Below are 14,205 nucleotides of genomic sequence, written 5' to 3' on the forward strand. Positions count from 1 at the left end.
TCAGTCCTCCACCGCGGTCTGGGTGACGCCACCGGCAGCGGCGGCAGCGCCGCTCTGCGGCTCGCCTTCGCCCTCGGCCTCGTCCTTGGGCGGGTTGCGAATCTCCTTCAGCTGGTCCGCTGTGAAGCGGGCCTTCGTCTGCAGCGTGGCGATCAGGTCATCGGCCGACTTCCTGCCGCTGGCGATGATGTCCCACCACTTCGGCAGATTCGCGACGAAGTCGGCTTCGGAGTACAGCGGCAACTGCTTGTCAGCCTGGCCATCAATGGCGGCGCGTGCCGACTCGCCGCTGGCAGCGCCTGCCTGCGGGATGTCCATGATTTCCTCGGCGATGGGCATGCCGCGCAGGACATCGGGGAACACGTCGCGAAGGGCGAATGCGCGGGCGCGCATCTGGCGCATGCGCTTCGGGTACTGCGTCCACGGGCCGCTCTTGCCCAGCAGGCCGGCCACCTTGGCGTCGTCCATACTGAAGGTGCGCACCTCCTCGGACTCGCCGCGGCGCTTCACGCGACACACGGCGGTGCCGCCGTCGTCTGCCTCGGTGATGTACTCACACAGCGGGGAGCTGCGCACCAGGGCGATGACTGCGTCGCCCCACAGCGCGGGCCGGCCGTTGATGATGGCCAGGTTCTGCAGCGCCTGCAGCGGCTTCAGGCCCAGCTCGGCGCCCCACTGAATGGCGATGAGGCAGTTGGCCGGCTTGCCCTTGAAGTCCTTCGGGACCAGGTCGCTTTCGGCGAGGTAGTCGCAGAACTGAATCGCCTGCTCGAAGGTCTGCGGGCTCAGGTCGAACTGCTGGCGAGGCTGTGCGGCAAGCGCGGTCTGCGACTGCTGCTGGGCGGCGGGAACGTTCATGTCTATGGATCTCCGGCCGGCATGGCCGGCTATGAAGGAATAGGGGTGCCGGTTACGTCTCCGGCGCGGGGCTCTCACCGCCGTGTTGCCTCGATGCCCGCATGCCGACATCGATTCCCTTCTGTGCTTTCACGCCCGACGGTGTTGCCAGGGCTTCCAGGCGGCCGGTTACGCTGTCCGGCGAGGTGTGAGGCGGCGCTGCCGCTGTAGCCCCCGGTTTCGCGTCAGGCCGCCTGCTGCTGCTCGGCGACCTTGTGATACGGGTACTTCTCAGGGAATTTCTTGATGTACTCGCCGAAGTGCTTGCCGAGGGAGTCGGCGTCCTTGAACGCCTGGAACTCCTCGGCGCTGAAGTTGGCGTAGTGGTACAGCGAGCCGGGGCCGCGCTTGTCGCCATAGCCCTTGGTGAACCGGATAGCGAGGGTGTTGGTGGCGGCGTCGTGGCCGATGCTGTGGATCTGCGAGCTGTCGACGTCGAACAGCTGGATGCGGCCGGTGGCCGGGGTGGTGCTGGTCATGTTGTGCTCCAGGGCGGGTAGAGGGTTGCCCGTCTTTCCGGGCTGTCAGCCATGCGCCACAGGGGGGCAGCGCAGGGCAGGGGGATCAGGCAGCGAGGTCTTCCTGCTGCGTGGATTCGTTGGCCTGGCCGGGCTGAAGAGTCAGGACGACGTTTTCGCGGATCAGCGCTTCGGTCAGTTCGGCAACTTCGTCGGGAGTGACGCTGGCGGAGGCCTTGAACGACAGCTCCACGCTGCCGCCTTCCTTCGGGGCGATGACGAACTTTTTGAGCTTCACGTCCACCAGGAAGATCGGCTGGGTGCTGTCCAGCTCACCGTCGATCTGCAGTTCGAAGCCCTTGAATTCATGGCCCACCTTGATGGGCTCCAGGCTCGGGATCTTGATCTCGGTCAGGTGGTCGCCGATGGTCGGCAGCGACTGCTGCTCACCCTTGCCCGGCTTGCGGAACAACGCCTTTCGCAGTTCCTTGTCGAAGTGGTCCAGCACCAGGTTGCTGGTGCTGGTGGTGATGGAAAGGTCGACCGCCAGGTGCCGCTCATCGCCGTGCTTCTCGATGCGCAGGTTCACGTTGGAGACGGCCGCCGGGTTGTTCGTCAGGTGGAACATGTGGACCTCGTCGGTTGAGCCGGCCGGGCCGGCAGTGGGTTACTGCAGGTCTTCCGCCGGTACCGGCATGGCGGAGGTCAGGGACTGGATACTGCTGCGGCGCTCGGCCAGCGCCTTCTCGGCGCGGAACCACTCCAGGGCGGTCTGATAGGCAGCGCCGGCCAGCACCGCGCGGGCCATCAGCAGCGACAGGTAGTTGCCGTGCACGACCGCGAGCAGGGCGCCGGCCGCTGCGAAGCCGCAGATCAGCGCCCACATGGCCAGCGGCGCGAGGATGTAGGTCAGGCGGCGGTTCACGACATGACCGCCTGCAACATGCCCTGGAAGATCAGCACAGCAGCCGCGCCGACGATGAAGCCGATCAGCGCGCCGTAGGCAATGAACTCCAGCGACATGCGCACCGTCTCCTTCCGGATGGCCTGTTCGAAGCTCATGCGGCCTCCGGGTCGGGCTGGTTGCTGAACTCGTCGCGGAACTGGCGGCGCAAGCGCAGCGCGTTGTCGACCACGGACAGGCCGCGATAGCCCCGGCGCTGCTCGGCGTTGAGGCGCTGGAACAGCGGCGCCGGGCTGAGGCCGGTGCAAGCGATCGCATCGCGCACGGCCTGGAACTCGCGGATCTGGCGAACGTTGGTGTTCATGGCGACTCCTTTGCGGTCGTGATCTGGATGCGGCGCAGGCCGGCCAGCAGTTCTTCGCTGACGTCCTCGCCGCTGCGGGTGAAACGCGCGTCGCCGGTGTCTAGCTGCTGCAGGTAGCGGCCCGCGTTGGTGGTCGGTTCGGGGCGCCCGGACAGCAGGGAGCCGAACAGATAGGCGAAGGGATCGAAGCTGGCGCTCATGCGACACCGCCTTGGGCGGATGCACCCTCCGTCGCTGTGACGAAGGCTTGCAGCTTCGTCCGGCTCTCGGGTGGCAGTGCGATGTAGGCCCGGCCGGCGATGACGTGGTGCTGGCCGGCGGTGTCGCTGAAGGTCGGCGCGGATTCGGTGGATGCGAACACGACCATTGCCATCGCGCCCTTCGTGCGGCGCCAGCCGGATACGCTCCAACCAGCTGGATCCTTCATGACGCGTAGGCGCATGCCGCAGCCTGGTACTTCGATAACGGCGAAGCTCGCGGTGGTGGCGCTCATGCCGCCACCTGCGCCAGCAGATGGTCGATTGCACCGTTGGCGGAAAGGCCCTTGTCGTCGGCCGTGTCCTCGACTTCCTCGTTGACGTAGGCGTCGCGGGCATCGCGGATCAGGGCCGCGAAGGCAGCGTCCTGGCAGGAATCGAGAAGGCGGGCAGCCTTGGCCCAGAAGGCCGGCGACTGGAAGCCGAAGGTCTGCTCCAGCATGTTCGGAGCGGCCCGCAGGGCTTCCAGTGCCGTGCTGTCGATGGCCGCCTCGTCGGCAATGCGCGGGTCTGCGCGGTTGTCCCAGGCTGCCTGGGCGCGGTGGGACGCTGAATTGAGGGCGGTGTGGTCCATCTCGGGCTCCGGCGGTCCAGCACGGCTTGCTGGGTGACGGACCAAGTAAAGCACCGCTTTATATCGTAGTCAAGCGATGCTTTAGTGGTTGGCCGTAGAAATGCAAAGAGGCCCCTCAGGGCCTCTGTAGATGTCGCTGGAAAGTTGAGCGCTGCAGGAGGGCGGGGAGGTCAGCCCGGGCTGATTTTCAGCCGCCACTTGCCTCGCGGACTACCTCTGCTGTGACCGCAGCATCACCGCGGCGGAGCTTGAGCACGGCCACCGAGCCTGGTTCGCCGGCCAGCTGCATAACGTTGGCTCGCAGGTCGTTGCTGGAGAACTGACCGTCAACCTGGATGATCCGGTCGCCCGGGAGGATGCCCGCGTGCGCGGCTGAAGATTCCGCTGCTACCGAGTGCACAACCTTAGGATCGCTCGCGCTCAGCGAAATCCCGGTCCAGCCTTTGTCGGCAAGAAGCACGTCGAGATCCTTCATCTCTTCAGCACTGTAGCTCCGGATCTCGTCAGGCACCTCGGCAGGGCTCTCCAGCTTCTTGCGACCCGCGATCCACATGATCACCCCGATTAGCATCAGGCCCAGGCTGACGTTTACCAGCATGGACTGTTGCTGCATCAGACCGATGTTGTTCACCCTGGAGCCTAGCTCCGTTGCCACGCTGACATCCATGTTGCAGGAGATGAGCAGCATAACCAGACCGATGGCGGTGGCGATAAAACCAAGGGTTCTCATGGCACGTCCTTATGCTGGCGGTGCATGGTCAGTTCAGTCGATCGATGCGGTTTCTGAGGTAGACCTTGCCGCCGATGACCGTTGACTTGGGTAGCGGGAAAGCAGGGTAGAGCGCGGCGTTGGCGCTGACCACGTAGATGGCATCGCCGCGATCCTGCAGGCCTTTGATCTGTTGTCCGTTGCCGTTGTTGATCAAGTAGATTCCATCACCATCGAAGTGCGAGATCCCGGTATCGACCATGAGGCTTTCGCCCGGCTGGATCACGGGAATCATCGAATCACCGCGGCCGGTTACCAGCACCAGGCGACCAGGCGCAGGCACGAAACCGACGATCGATCGGATGTAGGCCGGCTCAAAGTCCATCGCCCGGATCACTTCCGGGTAGTCGTCATTGATCGTTTCCCCGCCCATGCCTGCCTCCGCGTCCAGTTGCTGAACGCGAACATAGTCCGATGGGGTCGCAGAAGCCGAGATCGTTTCATCGACGCCACCCATCCCGAAGTGAGATAGCGGTTTGCCGGTGAGCTGGGCTAGGCGAGGCAGCTTTCGCTTGTCGACCTTGCCAGTGCGCAACCAGCCGGAAACGGCCTGTTCGGTAACGCCAAAAGCGTCAGCGACGCCCTTCTGGGTCAACTTGGATTCTTCTATGGCCGTTCGGATGGCGGCCGCCATGGCAGAGTTGTCAAGCATCGCTTGATTGTCCAACTGCCAGCTCGCCTATGTAAGAAAGCATCGCTTGACCACGAACTAAAGCGATGCTTAAGATGGCGGCATGAACGCAATCGCCACCGCCGTTGAGAAGTTGGGAGCCGGTCAGGCCGGTGTCGCGCGCCTGCTGGGCGTTACTCCGCAGGCCGTCAATCAGTGGGTCAGCGGCAACCGGCCCGTTCCGCCTCGCCACGTCCTCGCCATTGAGGCAGCGACGGGGGTATCCCGCCATCTGCTGCGCCCGGACGTCTTCGGCCCCCCGGCCGCCAACGACGACCAGCAGGAGGCGCCCCATGCTGCCTGACCACTGGAATCCCAGGCTGTGGCTGCGGGATTGGCTGCTAAAGCCGGGTAGGGCTGAGAGCGGTTGCGGCAAGCAATTGCCAGGGTCGGAAACCATCGATCCCACAACGTTGGACATGCTCAGCGTTAGCGGTGCCGAGCTGGCCCGCATGTCCGCTGACAGAAAAGCTGCAGCAAGCCGAACGGCACAGGTCGAAGCGGCACAGCTGTCCGCGCTCCAACCAGGTGCTTCTTTCGAACTGCACTCCCGCGCCGGTGATGCATTGGTCATTCGCGTGCCATTCGACAGTGAAGCGGCGTGGACGAACGAGTTCTGGGCACCCATCGCCGCTACACCTGGAGATGGCAAGCCATCAACGATTGGCTGGGTGCGCTTCTCCCGCAGAACTGTGATCAGCTCCATGGCGCTGTTTGAAGCCACTGAATTGCGTTCGGCATGTAGCGGAGAGCTTGATCCAGAGCCCGTTCTGCAAGTTTCGATGCAGCTTCTGCGGGAAGGGACTTGAGTTGATCAATCAGCTTTCCCTTGACGGTGTCATCGGCATCCGACTCCCGGACGCGATCTATCAACAGGGCACGGATCGTGTCCTCATGAATCTTGATCGTGACGACCCTGAGGTCTGCACCAATCGGATTCATTTCCTTTCTGACGACGTCGCTTCCCCTCGACGTGATCGTCACTGCAGCGAAGCACTGAGCACCATCGAGTTGCATTACCGATGCCTCGACAAGTCCATGACCCTTCAGGTACAGCACCTCGCGTGTGAGGCGCTGCTCATCGGCCAAGTCAAGCAGTTCCCGTTTGAACAGCTTCCGGCCGGCATCCTCCAGGCGGCCAAGGATCTCCATCTGCAGCTTCGTCCGTTCGTCCATGTGTCGCCCTCCTTGCGGGCATTGGCTGTGCGTGTGGTAGCCGCAGCCTACCGCAAGGAGGGCGACTCCCTTCATCCCTGATGTGACGTTGTCCATGGCGTCATCGTGCGCCGCCGTCGCCGCCCCGTCTCCAGTCGAGTAACCCGCCCATGAATGTCACTGATGCCGCCTACGACACCGTCCACCAGTACCCAGGCGGCAGTGAGGCCCTGGCGCCCAGGATGGGCATGTCAGCCGCGACCCTGCGCGGCAAGGTCAACCCGAACACCGACCGCAACCTGCTGAGCCTGCAGGAGGCGGATGCATTGATGGCCCGCACCGGTGATTACCGGATCCTGCATGCGCTGTGCGCAGAGCACGGTTTTATCGCGCAGCGCGTGGATGCTCCCGAATCCGGCAGCCTCATCACGGCGCTGCTGGCAGCTGCAGCAGCAAAAGGCGATCTGGCCGAACTCATTTCCGAGGTAATGGCCGACAACCGCATCACGCCGAACGAGGCTGACGCGATCACGCGCGCCTGTCAGCAGGTCATGGCCGCGCTGGTGCAAGTCAGCCAGCACGCCGAGGCGGCGGCGGAGCGGGGTGGGGCATGAGCGTAACCCCGGGTCACAACGCGGCAGTTGGCGTGCGTCGTCGCCGCCGGCGTGCCATAGGGTGGGTGTCCACCCGAAACGGAGGACATCCCATGAAAGCACGGCCCGACACGCTGCGACAGCTGCAGTGCTGCCTTGACGTCATTGCCAGCAGCGATCCCATGAGCGAAGCCGAGCGCGCTGAGCACCGCAGCCGGTGTGCCGAGGAACAGGCCAGGGCTGAAGCGCGGCGGGCCGGAAGCGCGGCCCCTGACCTTCTGGGAGAGAAGTAATGGCCCGCATCCGCTCAATCAAACCGGAGTTCTGGTCCAGCGAGCAGGTCATGGAATGCTCGCCGATGGCTCGACTGCTGTTCATCGGCCTGTGGAATTACTGCGACGACGGCGGCAATCACGTCGCCAGCGCAAAGACGGTGAAGGCTGAAATTTTCCCCGGTGACGATATCTCCTCGACGGATGTTCAGGGAATGCTCGACGAGCTGTCGTCGAATTCCCTGATCGCCTTCTATACCAACGGTGACAAGCAGTATCTGCACGTCACAGGGTGGAAGAAGCACCAGAAAATCGACCGTCCGACGTTCAAACATCCGGCATTCTCGATCGATGATCGTCGAGGGCTCGACGAGTCCTCCCCCCCCGGAGTGGAGGGGAGTGGAGAGGAAGGGAAGGGAAAAGGAGAAAAGCCCCCCCATACCCCCCCGGCTGCCGCCGGTGGGGCAGACGGTGGCAAATCTGGCCAGGGCAAGGCTGGCCGGCCCAAGCGGGAGAAGGTCACCTTCAACGCCTTCATCGAGACCTGTCGGGCTGCCGGTGAGCGCCCTATCCACACCGATGACCCGATCTTCGACTTCGCCGAGGACGCCGGCATCCCGCGCGAGTTCGTGGCGCTGGCCTGGCGCGAGTTCGCCATCAAACACCGGGACAGCGGCAAGCAGCAGAAGGACTGGCGTGCCCACTTCCGCGATGCCGTGCGCCGGAACTGGTTCAAGCTGTGGTGGTGCCCGAACGGTGGCGGCTGCGAGCTGACGACGGCTGGCGTGCAGGTGAAGCGGGAGCGGGATGCCGAGCGCGAACGTGAGCGGCAGGACCAGTTGGCCCTGCAGGAGCGGGCCGCGTGAACGCCGTCCCCGACTACCTCGACAACGTCGCACAGCTGCGCGTGCCGCCCCATTCGGTACCGGCAGAGCAGGCGGTCCTCGGCGCGCTGCTGCTGGTAGGCGAGTCGCTGCCGCAGGTTCGCGACCAGCTGGCGCCGGAGGACTTCTACCGCCGCGAGCACCAGCTGATCTACCAAGGCATCTGTGGCGTGGCCGACCTGAAGCGCGAAGTGGACGGGGTGACCGTGGGCGACTGGATCACGGCCAACGTTGAGATCGGCGCGCAGGAGCTGGTGGCCACCGTCTACGACCTCGCCGGCAGCACACCCTCGGCGGCCAACGTCCGCGCCTACGCCGAGATCGTTCGCAACAAGGCGCTACTGCGGCAGCTAATCGAGACCACCACCGACATCGCCGACAGTGCCTACGGCGCCAGCGACGACGAGGCGGAGGAGGTCGTGTCCGCCTCAGCGACGAAGCTGGCCAGCCTTACCGTGAAGTCCAGCGGCAACGGTGGCCTGGTGCTGGTGCGCAGCGGCGTGCAGAAGGCCTGGGACGAAATGGAGGCCCGGTACCACGGGGAGGGCACGCCGGGCTTGGTGCCGAAGTGGAGCAGCGTGCGTCGGAAGATCCCGTATCTGGAGCCGACTGACCTGATGGTGCTGGCCGCTCGTCCGTCCATGGGCAAGACCGCCCATGCCCTGAACTGGGCTGAGGATGCAGCTGCCGGTGGCACAAACGTCGCGGCTTTCAGCCTCGAGATGTCCGCTTCCCAGTGGAGCATGCGTCTGATGGCAGCGCATGCCGGCGTCGACCTGAGCCGCATGCGCGCGAAGGGCGTGCTGACCGACGACGAATGGGCCCGGCTGTCGCAGGCTCGGAACTATCTGCACACACTGCCGCTGGCGATCGATGACTGCGGCGCTCTGTCCGTTGACGCGCTTGCCGCTCGGGCGTCCCGCATGCACGCCAAGGTGGCCGGTGGGCTGGGCCTGATCGTGGTGGATTACCTGCAGCTGCTGACCGGCCCAGCAAAGGCGGAGAATCGAACGGCTGAGGTTTCATACATCTCCCGGAAGCTGAAGGGGCTTGCCAAGGATCTGAAGTGCCCAGTGATCGCACTGTCCCAGCTGAACCGAGGCTTGGAAGCTCGCACGGACAAGCGCCCTGGCATGGCCGACCTGCGCGAGTCCGGCGCCATCGAACAGGACGCAGACGTGATCGCGTTCCTCTACCGGGACGACTACTACAGCAAGGACGCCTGCGGCGCGCCGGGGATCTCCGAGGTGATAGTGGCGAAGAACCGCCAGGGCGAGACCGGCACCTGCTACCTGCAGCACCGGCTGCAGTGCAGTGCCTTCGATGACTACACCGGCCCGCGGCCGAACTACAGCCTGAAGGGAACCTCGGCCGTCGGCGGCGGCGATGATGACTTCGACGTGCCGGCTTCGGGCCGCCGCCGTCGCAGCCGCCGCGACCTTGCCGCAGGGGACGACGCATGACAGCAATGACAGCAATGACAGCAGCTGCGCGGAAGATCCGCGCGAAGCGGGCCAGCCGGCCCATCTACGCCCTCTGCCTGCGCCTGGTCGATCCGGCAACCGGCGAAGAGATTGGTGCGTTCGCCCCGAGCAACGACATCGATCGCAGGCTGGCCAAGGACCGCGGCTACCGCGTCGGCCATGAGTACCGGCTGGAGATCAAGGCGTCGCGCAATGCCGCATTCCATCGGCTGGCCCACGTCATCGGCCACCTGCTGGTGGACAACGTCGAGGCATTCCGCGACCTGGACGCGCATGCCGCGCTGAAGCAGGTGCAGCTGGAGTCGGGCATCTGCTGCGAGATGGTGGAGATGGACGCCAGCCCGGTGGTGCAGGCGCTGCTGGATGCCGCCGAGACGGTCCTGGGCGCCGGCGCGCGCAAAGTGCTGTCGGGCGTGCTGCCGGAGATCCGCACCATCCCGGTGAAGGTGGCCCAGTCCCTGGCCTTCGATTCGATGGAGGAGGAGGACTTCGCTGCCTTCTTCAAGGGCATCACCGCCTGGATCGGTGACCACTACGCGCACGTCATGCTGGACGACGTGCGCGCGGACTACTGGCGGATGGTTAACGGCCGCCAGAGACTGGCGGGGGCAGCCTGATGCGTAAGCTGCGAGCACATGCGCCGTTTTGGGCGAGAAGGCCAGTGCAGGCTACTAAGGGGGCGATGGCTTTGAACCAAGGTCCTCGGATTGCTGCGCGTTGGGATCAGCCTCTGGTTCCTCATCCAAGTCGAACTTGGCCTGCAGCAACTCCACAAGCTCTCGCGCGCCGTCGCGAGTCAATGAGGGCGGTGGGTTTGTCGCAAGACCTTTGGCCACCAGATCTTCGATCGAAGGGCGCCCAGTTGGAAGCTGCTTGTTTGCAACGGCAAGTAGTGCGGCCAGCAGTCCTTCGTAATCTGCATGCATTGGCATTGGCAAATCCCGTCTTTGGTAGGAGCTTCGGAGAATGAGGAATTGCCGCTCCACTTGCAATCCGACCATCGCCCAGCAGCGGCGAATGGATGCCATCATCGAGATCGGCTGCATCGTCTGCGACGCCCTCGGCCACGGATTCATGCCCTGCCAAGTGCACCATCTGCTGGTTGGCGGCAAGCATGGGCAGAAACGGCGCGGCCACGACTCCACTATCGGGCTGTGCCCCTGGCACCACGTCGGTGAGCCCATGGGCGGCCTCAGCCACTCTGCATGCGCTGATCGGTATGGCCCCAGCTACGCCCGCGAACCGCGCCGGTTCCGACAGGAGATCGGCACCGATGATTACCTGCTGGACCTGCAGAACACCCTGATCGAACAGCACCTGGAGAAGACCTCATGGCGACCCGCCGCCTGACCTTTGGCATTGACCCTGGCCTTTCCGGCGCGGTAGCCACCCTGATCGACGGCACGCCCGGCCCAATTCTGGACATGCCCACCCGCGAGGTGGACGGCTGGAAGGAGGTCGACGCCCGCGCGGTGGCAACCTTCATCCGCGCCCAGCGGGAGGCCCATCCCGGCGCCGAGCTGCAGGCAGCCTTAGAGAAGGTCGGTGCACGGCCAGGTGATGGGGGCACCAGCGCATTCCGCTTCGGCGACAGCTACGGCCAGGCCCGCGCGGTGCTGCAGGTGATGGGTGTGCCGTACCTGCGCGCCATTCCGGCGGTGTGGAAGCGCCGCTTCGGCTTGATTGGCCAGGACAAGGACGCCGCGCGGCTGCTGGCGATCCAGCGGTTCCCGGCCGCCGCGTGCCAGCTGCAGCGAAAGAAGGACAACGGCCGCGCCGACGCGCTGCTGATCGCCCTGTGGGCCGAGCATCAGCTGGCCATGGGCCAGGCGGCCGCATGACCGGCGCCGAGCTGCGCATGCAGAAGCGCTACCGGTCCTACCTGCAGAAGCACGGCCGCTGCTCGGTCTGCCAGTTCCGCGCCGCCGGCGCAGCTGGCTTCCACTGCAAGGGCTGGCCGGAGCGGGCCGGTACCTGCGACACCGACAGAAAGCCGCTGGTGTTCCGATTCGATGACGCCGTACTGGAGGGCATGCGCGATGCGCGCTGAGGTGATCCATGGATAAGAAGCAGCTCGAAGCTCGCCTGGTCCAGTGGGCGGAGGAATACGGCGGCGGCCGCTATGAGGACATCGGCTTTGCCAGCCGGAACGTCCTGCAGTCGCTGATCGAGCATCAGGGATTCGTGCCGGGCGGCGGCGGATACCGCGGAATTCTGATCAACACGCCTGGCGACGAAGTTCAGTCGGCCGTGCTGGCCATGGAGGCGTTCGGCTACGTCCGCCCGGCCCGAACCCTTCGCTGCGAGTACTTCCTGAAGAGCGCTCCCCTGGAGCTGAAGCTGCAGAACCTGAGACGCGTGGGGATTGATATCAAACGTCCTACCTACTATGACTACCTCGCAATCGGAAAGGCATTCGTAATGGGTCAGCTTTCAAAGGAGATGGCAGCATGAAGATGGTCGTTTACATGATGATCGCCGACGCATGCTGCGGAGACAGCTTCTGCAAGATTGGCGTGACGGCTGATCTTGCCGCCCGGGTGAGCGCGGTTCAGACCGGATGCCCAATGCCCATCACCGACGTGGCGTATCTGGAACTGCCACGCGGTGCCCGGCAGGCAGAAGCGCTGTTCCACAGCAACCTGCAGGCTTATCACACGCAAGGGGAGTGGTTCCGCATGAACCTGTCGAATCCTGACCACAAGCGCGCCATGGCCGAGGCCACGGCGGTGGTGCTGCGGCACCACGGACTGAGCGAGACACGCTGGAAGCACATGAGCCTCGATGCCGTGCGATCGCTCTGCAGGGTATTGCGTCTAGACAATGCGGCCTAGAAACTGGGCACATTCGCGAAGTCCCCACTTCCGAGACCCAACACTACATCCGAAGCCCTGGCATCCGCCGGGGCTTCGTCGTTTTACCGATCAACCACCGCGCCGAATCCCCCTCCGCTCGCCGTGAGGCGATTGGGGCTGGCGTCTACGCAACCGGGCGGTTTGCATCCTGGCGCTACGGCGCAGGGAAGCGCCTAGGCAGCGGTGGTGATCGGCCCTAAATCGGGATGAGTTGCCAGATGGGCGCTGGGCCGGACTGTAAATCCGGCGTCTCCGACTCGCGTGGTTCGACTCCACGTCATCCCACCACCTACGCCCGCAGCCCCCCGGACCAACCACATCCTCGCGCACCAGCCGGTTGCGGGGCGGGCACCTATGCAGGAGAAGTCGCCATGGCGCAGATCACCGCACATCAGGCTGGCGGCGTGAACGTCGTGGCCTTCCTCGACATGCTGGCCTGGTCCGAGGGTACGGACAAAAGCACGCAGGCGACCAAGGACCGCGGCTACGACGTCCTGGTGGGCGGTCAGCTTTTCAACGGTTACGCGGATCATCCCCGCGTTCTGGTGGATCTACCGAAGCTGAAGATCCAGTCCACCGCTGCTGGCCGCTACCAGCTGTTGCGCCGCTACTACGACGCCTATCGCAAGTCGTTGGGCCTGAAGGATTTCAGCCCGCTGAGCCAAGACCTGATCGCGCTGCAGCAGATCCGCGAGCGCCGCGCGCTGCCGCTGATCCAAGCTGGCAAGATCCCGGAGGCAATCAAGGCGGTCAGTAATATCTGGGCAAGCCTGCCCGGCGCTGGCTACGGCCAGCACGAACACAAGCTCGCCGACCTGTTGGCGATGTACCGCAAGGCCGGTGGGGCGGTGGCGCCGTGACCGAGCCCGTGAGCACGCTGAAAACCATCGTGGGTACGTTCACTGCAGCCGTGGTGGCGCCGGCGACGGCGGACGCTCTGCGCGAAGCTGAGCGCGTCATCCTGGGCGTGCCACAGTCGGTGCTGTTGGTGGCCATGGCCGGCGCGTTGATCGGCGTTCTCCTTCTGCCGGAGAAGGACGCAGAGCGTGTTGCAGCGGACGCCAGCCGCCGGCGCGGCCACCGGTTCCTGCAGACTGCGGCGCGTTGGGCGGCGCTGGCGGTTGCGGTTGTGGCCTACGCGATCGTGGCCGCATGGGTCATCGCAGTGGCTGCCTCGATCTGGCCAGCACTGGCCGGCGCGCCGCAGCTACCTCTGGCCGGCCTTTCCGGCGTCCTGATTCGCCGGCTGCTGCCGGGCTACGTGCGCCTGGTGGAGAAGGCCACCGGGGCCATCGGAGGCGAGAAGCCATGAGCGTTCTGATTCGATTCTTCAAGGCCCTCTGGGACCTAGTGATTGGCTGGGCTGCCGAGGTGCTGGTCTGGTTGCGCAAGCCCGGTAGCGTCATGAAGGTCTGTTGCGGTGTGCTCGCGTTAGGTTGCATGGTCGCGGGCCTGTCGGCTTACGAGAAAGAGCAGCAGATCAAGGATCTGAGCGCCCAGGTCGTGAAGGTTCGGGCCGACTGGAAAGCAGATGCAGACCGCCTGCAGGCCGACGTGGACACCCGTGATCAGCGCCTGGCCGAAGTCGCCGCTGCACTTAGGGCAGAAGCCGAGAAGCTGGAATCCCTCAAGGCAGAAAGCGCGGCGGCGCTGCAGACCCTCGCCGGCAAGATCGAGGCATCCGAAAAAGAGGCTTCCACCTGGCGCGGTCGTTACGAGCAGCGTCCAGATACCTGCAAGGCGGCGTTGGAGCTGCTCGACTCAGCCTGCCCGGCACTGAAGGGGTACTGACATGCGCGTCTTTCTGATCGCTGCGGCGCTGTTGCTGGCCGGATGCCAGTCGGCACCGCCCAAGACCAATCTGCCGGCCCCGGACATCATCAAGGTGCCGGTGGCCACCTATGTCCCCATCGACGCGGCCCTGACGAAGCGCTGCACCTGGGTGCGGGCTGGCAAGCCCTCGGCGGTGTTCGAGGTCAGCAACGGCCGGAAGCGCTGCTTGGATCAGTACGAGGCGCAGTTGGACACCATCGAACAGGTGCAGGGCAAGCCGGTACCGGAGCGCTGAC

General features: G+C 64.8%; 28 protein-coding genes and 1 tRNA gene. 17 read left to right on the forward strand and 12 right to left on the reverse strand.

The window, feature by feature from the left end; genetic code table 11:
* From AC5P7U_RS10695 to AC5P7U_RS10745, 11 genes are all read right to left on the reverse strand, one after another.
* Nucleotides 1–858, reverse strand: a complete 858-nt coding sequence (locus AC5P7U_RS10695) for a recombinase RecT (protein ID WP_495221079.1) — start codon at nucleotides 856–858, stop codon at nucleotides 1–3.
* Nucleotides 859–1,082: 224 nt separating this feature from the next.
* Nucleotides 1,083–1,376, reverse strand: a complete 294-nt coding sequence (locus AC5P7U_RS10700) for a KTSC domain-containing protein (protein WP_495221080.1) — start codon at nucleotides 1,374–1,376, stop codon at nucleotides 1,083–1,085.
* Nucleotides 1,377–1,461: 85 nt separating this feature from the next.
* The gene (locus AC5P7U_RS10705; protein WP_495221081.1) at nucleotides 1,462–1,983 is read right to left on the reverse strand and encodes a hypothetical protein; all 522 of its coding nucleotides are present in this window, start codon (nucleotides 1,981–1,983) and stop codon (nucleotides 1,462–1,464) included.
* Nucleotides 1,984–2,022: 39 nt separating this feature from the next.
* Nucleotides 2,023–2,280 carry a hypothetical protein gene (locus AC5P7U_RS10710; protein WP_495221082.1) on the reverse strand — a complete coding sequence of 86 codons (258 nt, stop codon included), beginning with the start codon at nucleotides 2,278–2,280 and terminating at the stop codon, nucleotides 2,023–2,025.
* Nucleotides 2,277–2,417 (reverse strand): hypothetical protein, encoded by a 141-nt coding sequence (locus AC5P7U_RS10715; protein WP_495221083.1) that lies wholly within the window; start codon nucleotides 2,415–2,417, stop codon nucleotides 2,277–2,279. Before AC5P7U_RS10715 ends, AC5P7U_RS10710 begins: the two co-directional genes overlap by 4 nt.
* Entirely contained in the window at nucleotides 2,414–2,623 is a 210-nt protein-coding gene (locus tag AC5P7U_RS10720; RefSeq protein ID WP_049402473.1) for a hypothetical protein, read from the reverse strand. The genes AC5P7U_RS10715 and AC5P7U_RS10720 overlap by 4 nt, the downstream gene beginning before the upstream one ends.
* Nucleotides 2,620–2,823 carry a hypothetical protein gene (locus AC5P7U_RS10725; RefSeq protein WP_053449436.1) on the reverse strand — a complete coding sequence of 68 codons (204 nt, stop codon included), beginning with the start codon at nucleotides 2,821–2,823 and terminating at the stop codon, nucleotides 2,620–2,622. Before AC5P7U_RS10725 ends, AC5P7U_RS10720 begins: the two co-directional genes overlap by 4 nt.
* Nucleotides 2,820–3,116, reverse strand: coding sequence for a hypothetical protein (locus tag AC5P7U_RS10730; RefSeq protein WP_414554771.1), 297 nt, complete (start codon nucleotides 3,114–3,116; stop codon nucleotides 2,820–2,822). The genes AC5P7U_RS10725 and AC5P7U_RS10730 overlap by 4 nt, the downstream gene beginning before the upstream one ends.
* Complete coding sequence (locus AC5P7U_RS10735) at nucleotides 3,113–3,454, reverse strand: hypothetical protein (RefSeq protein ID WP_495221084.1); 342 nt, start codon at nucleotides 3,452–3,454, stop codon at nucleotides 3,113–3,115. Before AC5P7U_RS10735 ends, AC5P7U_RS10730 begins: the two co-directional genes overlap by 4 nt.
* 187 nt (nucleotides 3,455–3,641) lie before the next feature.
* Nucleotides 3,642–4,184: a PDZ domain-containing protein gene (locus AC5P7U_RS10740; RefSeq protein ID WP_495221085.1), complete on the reverse strand. Its 543-nt coding sequence runs from the start codon at nucleotides 4,182–4,184 to the stop codon at nucleotides 3,642–3,644.
* 28 nt (nucleotides 4,185–4,212) lie between these two features.
* Nucleotides 4,213–4,875 carry a LexA family transcriptional regulator gene (locus AC5P7U_RS10745; RefSeq protein WP_495221086.1) on the reverse strand — a complete coding sequence of 221 codons (663 nt, stop codon included), beginning with the start codon at nucleotides 4,873–4,875 and terminating at the stop codon, nucleotides 4,213–4,215.
* Between the two features lie 82 nt (nucleotides 4,876–4,957).
* Between AC5P7U_RS10745 and AC5P7U_RS10750 the strand changes: the two genes are divergently transcribed.
* From AC5P7U_RS10750 to AC5P7U_RS10780, 7 genes are all read left to right on the forward strand, one after another.
* Nucleotides 4,958–5,197, forward strand: coding sequence for a transcriptional regulator (locus tag AC5P7U_RS10750; protein WP_414554767.1), 240 nt, complete (start codon nucleotides 4,958–4,960; stop codon nucleotides 5,195–5,197).
* The gene (locus tag AC5P7U_RS10755) at nucleotides 5,187–5,702 is read left to right on the forward strand and encodes a hypothetical protein (protein ID WP_495221087.1); all 516 of its coding nucleotides are present in this window, start codon (nucleotides 5,187–5,189) and stop codon (nucleotides 5,700–5,702) included. Before AC5P7U_RS10750 ends, AC5P7U_RS10755 begins: the two co-directional genes overlap by 11 nt.
* A gap of 1 nt (nucleotide 5,703) precedes the next feature.
* Nucleotides 5,704–6,150, forward strand: a complete 447-nt coding sequence (locus tag AC5P7U_RS10760) for a hypothetical protein (protein WP_495221088.1) — start codon at nucleotides 5,704–5,706, stop codon at nucleotides 6,148–6,150.
* 68 nt (nucleotides 6,151–6,218) lie between these two features.
* Nucleotides 6,219–6,662 carry a phage regulatory CII family protein gene (locus AC5P7U_RS10765; RefSeq protein WP_495221089.1) on the forward strand — a complete coding sequence of 148 codons (444 nt, stop codon included), beginning with the start codon at nucleotides 6,219–6,221 and terminating at the stop codon, nucleotides 6,660–6,662.
* Nucleotides 6,663–6,933: 271 nt separating this feature from the next.
* Nucleotides 6,934–7,779 (forward strand): hypothetical protein, encoded by an 846-nt coding sequence (locus AC5P7U_RS10770; protein ID WP_495221090.1) that lies wholly within the window; start codon nucleotides 6,934–6,936, stop codon nucleotides 7,777–7,779.
* Nucleotides 7,776–9,260 carry a replicative DNA helicase gene (gene dnaB, locus AC5P7U_RS10775; RefSeq protein WP_495221091.1) on the forward strand — a complete coding sequence of 495 codons (1,485 nt, stop codon included), beginning with the start codon at nucleotides 7,776–7,778 and terminating at the stop codon, nucleotides 9,258–9,260. Before AC5P7U_RS10770 ends, dnaB begins: the two co-directional genes overlap by 4 nt.
* Before the next feature lie 14 nt (nucleotides 9,261–9,274).
* Nucleotides 9,275–9,898 carry a hypothetical protein gene (locus tag AC5P7U_RS10780; RefSeq protein WP_495221092.1) on the forward strand — a complete coding sequence of 208 codons (624 nt, stop codon included), beginning with the start codon at nucleotides 9,275–9,277 and terminating at the stop codon, nucleotides 9,896–9,898.
* Between the two features lie 54 nt (nucleotides 9,899–9,952).
* On the opposite strand, the gene AC5P7U_RS10785 is transcribed toward AC5P7U_RS10780, so the two are convergent.
* A complete protein-coding gene (locus AC5P7U_RS10785) occupies nucleotides 9,953–10,309 on the reverse strand; it encodes a hypothetical protein (protein WP_495221093.1) in 357 nt (118 codons plus the stop codon).
* On the opposite strand from AC5P7U_RS10785, the gene AC5P7U_RS10790 reads away from it, so the two are divergent.
* From AC5P7U_RS10790 to AC5P7U_RS10835, 10 genes are all read left to right on the forward strand, one after another.
* Complete coding sequence (locus AC5P7U_RS10790) at nucleotides 10,299–10,631, forward strand: Ref family recombination enhancement nuclease (RefSeq protein WP_495221094.1); 333 nt, start codon at nucleotides 10,299–10,301, stop codon at nucleotides 10,629–10,631. The genes AC5P7U_RS10785 and AC5P7U_RS10790 overlap by 11 nt on opposite strands.
* Nucleotides 10,613–11,122 carry a hypothetical protein gene (locus tag AC5P7U_RS10795; RefSeq protein ID WP_495221095.1) on the forward strand — a complete coding sequence of 170 codons (510 nt, stop codon included), beginning with the start codon at nucleotides 10,613–10,615 and terminating at the stop codon, nucleotides 11,120–11,122. The genes AC5P7U_RS10790 and AC5P7U_RS10795 overlap by 19 nt, the downstream gene beginning before the upstream one ends.
* The gene (locus tag AC5P7U_RS10800) at nucleotides 11,119–11,331 is read left to right on the forward strand and encodes a hypothetical protein (protein ID WP_495221096.1); all 213 of its coding nucleotides are present in this window, start codon (nucleotides 11,119–11,121) and stop codon (nucleotides 11,329–11,331) included. The genes AC5P7U_RS10795 and AC5P7U_RS10800 overlap by 4 nt, the downstream gene beginning before the upstream one ends.
* 8 nt (nucleotides 11,332–11,339) lie before the next feature.
* Complete coding sequence (locus AC5P7U_RS10805; protein WP_495221097.1) at nucleotides 11,340–11,735, forward strand: hypothetical protein; 396 nt, start codon at nucleotides 11,340–11,342, stop codon at nucleotides 11,733–11,735.
* On the forward strand, nucleotides 11,732–12,115 hold the full coding sequence (locus tag AC5P7U_RS10810) for a GIY-YIG nuclease family protein (RefSeq protein WP_495221099.1): 384 nt from the start codon (nucleotides 11,732–11,734) through the stop codon (nucleotides 12,113–12,115). The genes AC5P7U_RS10805 and AC5P7U_RS10810 overlap by 4 nt, the downstream gene beginning before the upstream one ends.
* Nucleotides 12,116–12,339: 224 nt before the next feature.
* Nucleotides 12,340–12,424, forward strand: a tRNA-Tyr gene (locus tag AC5P7U_RS10815).
* 83 nt (nucleotides 12,425–12,507) lie between these two features.
* A complete protein-coding gene (locus AC5P7U_RS10820) occupies nucleotides 12,508–12,996 on the forward strand; it encodes a glycoside hydrolase family 24 protein (protein ID WP_495221100.1) in 489 nt (162 codons plus the stop codon).
* A gap of 8 nt (nucleotides 12,997–13,004) precedes the next feature.
* Nucleotides 13,005–13,448 (forward strand): hypothetical protein, encoded by a 444-nt coding sequence (locus AC5P7U_RS10825; RefSeq protein ID WP_241881766.1) that lies wholly within the window; start codon nucleotides 13,005–13,007, stop codon nucleotides 13,446–13,448.
* Nucleotides 13,445–13,927 (forward strand): hypothetical protein, encoded by a 483-nt coding sequence (locus AC5P7U_RS10830; RefSeq protein ID WP_495221101.1) that lies wholly within the window; start codon nucleotides 13,445–13,447, stop codon nucleotides 13,925–13,927. The genes AC5P7U_RS10825 and AC5P7U_RS10830 overlap by 4 nt, the downstream gene beginning before the upstream one ends.
* Before the next feature lies 1 nt (nucleotide 13,928).
* Nucleotides 13,929–14,204 (forward strand): hypothetical protein, encoded by a 276-nt coding sequence (locus tag AC5P7U_RS10835; RefSeq protein ID WP_495221102.1) that lies wholly within the window; start codon nucleotides 13,929–13,931, stop codon nucleotides 14,202–14,204.
* The last annotated feature ends 1 nt before the right edge of the window (nucleotide 14,205 follow it).

It is taken from the genome of Stenotrophomonas sp. YJH_SMC_57 (assembly GCF_059369755.1).

Excerpts from the sequence above, each read along its gene's own strand:
- AC5P7U_RS10735 (WP_495221084.1), bottom strand. The coding sequence starts at position 3,454 with ATGGACCACACCGCCCTCAATTCAGCGTCCCACCGCGCCCAGGCAGCC.
- AC5P7U_RS10805 (WP_495221097.1), top strand. The coding sequence starts at position 11,340 with ATGGATAAGAAGCAGCTCGAAGCTCGCCTGGTCCAGTGGGCGGAGGAA.
- AC5P7U_RS10800 (WP_495221096.1), top strand. The coding sequence starts at position 11,119 with ATGACCGGCGCCGAGCTGCGCATGCAGAAGCGCTACCGGTCCTACCTG.
- AC5P7U_RS10785 (WP_495221093.1), bottom strand. The coding sequence starts at position 10,309 with ATGGCATCCATTCGCCGCTGCTGGGCGATGGTCGGATTGCAAGTGGAG.
- AC5P7U_RS10715 (WP_495221083.1), bottom strand. The coding sequence starts at position 2,417 with ATGAGCTTCGAACAGGCCATCCGGAAGGAGACGGTGCGCATGTCGCTG.
- AC5P7U_RS10730 (WP_414554771.1), bottom strand. The coding sequence starts at position 3,116 with ATGAGCGCCACCACCGCGAGCTTCGCCGTTATCGAAGTACCAGGCTGC.
- AC5P7U_RS10755 (WP_495221087.1), top strand. The coding sequence starts at position 5,187 with ATGCTGCCTGACCACTGGAATCCCAGGCTGTGGCTGCGGGATTGGCTG.
- AC5P7U_RS10700 (WP_495221080.1), bottom strand. The coding sequence starts at position 1,376 with ATGACCAGCACCACCCCGGCCACCGGCCGCATCCAGCTGTTCGACGTC.
- AC5P7U_RS10820 (WP_495221100.1), top strand. The coding sequence starts at position 12,508 with ATGGCGCAGATCACCGCACATCAGGCTGGCGGCGTGAACGTCGTGGCC.
- AC5P7U_RS10705 (WP_495221081.1), bottom strand. The coding sequence starts at position 1,983 with ATGTTCCACCTGACGAACAACCCGGCGGCCGTCTCCAACGTGAACCTG.
- AC5P7U_RS10720 (WP_049402473.1), bottom strand. The coding sequence starts at position 2,623 with ATGAACACCAACGTTCGCCAGATCCGCGAGTTCCAGGCCGTGCGCGAT.
- AC5P7U_RS10695 (WP_495221079.1), bottom strand. The coding sequence starts at position 858 with ATGAACGTTCCCGCCGCCCAGCAGCAGTCGCAGACCGCGCTTGCCGCA.
- AC5P7U_RS10795 (WP_495221095.1), top strand. The coding sequence starts at position 10,613 with ATGGCGACCCGCCGCCTGACCTTTGGCATTGACCCTGGCCTTTCCGGC.
- AC5P7U_RS10790 (WP_495221094.1), top strand. The coding sequence starts at position 10,299 with ATGGATGCCATCATCGAGATCGGCTGCATCGTCTGCGACGCCCTCGGC.
- AC5P7U_RS10835 (WP_495221102.1), top strand. The coding sequence starts at position 13,929 with ATGCGCGTCTTTCTGATCGCTGCGGCGCTGTTGCTGGCCGGATGCCAG.
- AC5P7U_RS10725 (WP_053449436.1), bottom strand. The coding sequence starts at position 2,823 with ATGAGCGCCAGCTTCGATCCCTTCGCCTATCTGTTCGGCTCCCTGCTG.
- AC5P7U_RS10830 (WP_495221101.1), top strand. The coding sequence starts at position 13,445 with ATGAGCGTTCTGATTCGATTCTTCAAGGCCCTCTGGGACCTAGTGATT.
- AC5P7U_RS10740 (WP_495221085.1), bottom strand. The coding sequence starts at position 4,184 with ATGAGAACCCTTGGTTTTATCGCCACCGCCATCGGTCTGGTTATGCTG.
- AC5P7U_RS10780 (WP_495221092.1), top strand. The coding sequence starts at position 9,275 with ATGACAGCAGCTGCGCGGAAGATCCGCGCGAAGCGGGCCAGCCGGCCC.
- AC5P7U_RS10745 (WP_495221086.1), bottom strand. The coding sequence starts at position 4,875 with ATGCTTGACAACTCTGCCATGGCGGCCGCCATCCGAACGGCCATAGAA.
- AC5P7U_RS10810 (WP_495221099.1), top strand. The coding sequence starts at position 11,732 with ATGAAGATGGTCGTTTACATGATGATCGCCGACGCATGCTGCGGAGAC.
- AC5P7U_RS10765 (WP_495221089.1), top strand. The coding sequence starts at position 6,219 with ATGAATGTCACTGATGCCGCCTACGACACCGTCCACCAGTACCCAGGC.
- AC5P7U_RS10770 (WP_495221090.1), top strand. The coding sequence starts at position 6,934 with ATGGCCCGCATCCGCTCAATCAAACCGGAGTTCTGGTCCAGCGAGCAG.
- AC5P7U_RS10750 (WP_414554767.1), top strand. The coding sequence starts at position 4,958 with ATGAACGCAATCGCCACCGCCGTTGAGAAGTTGGGAGCCGGTCAGGCC.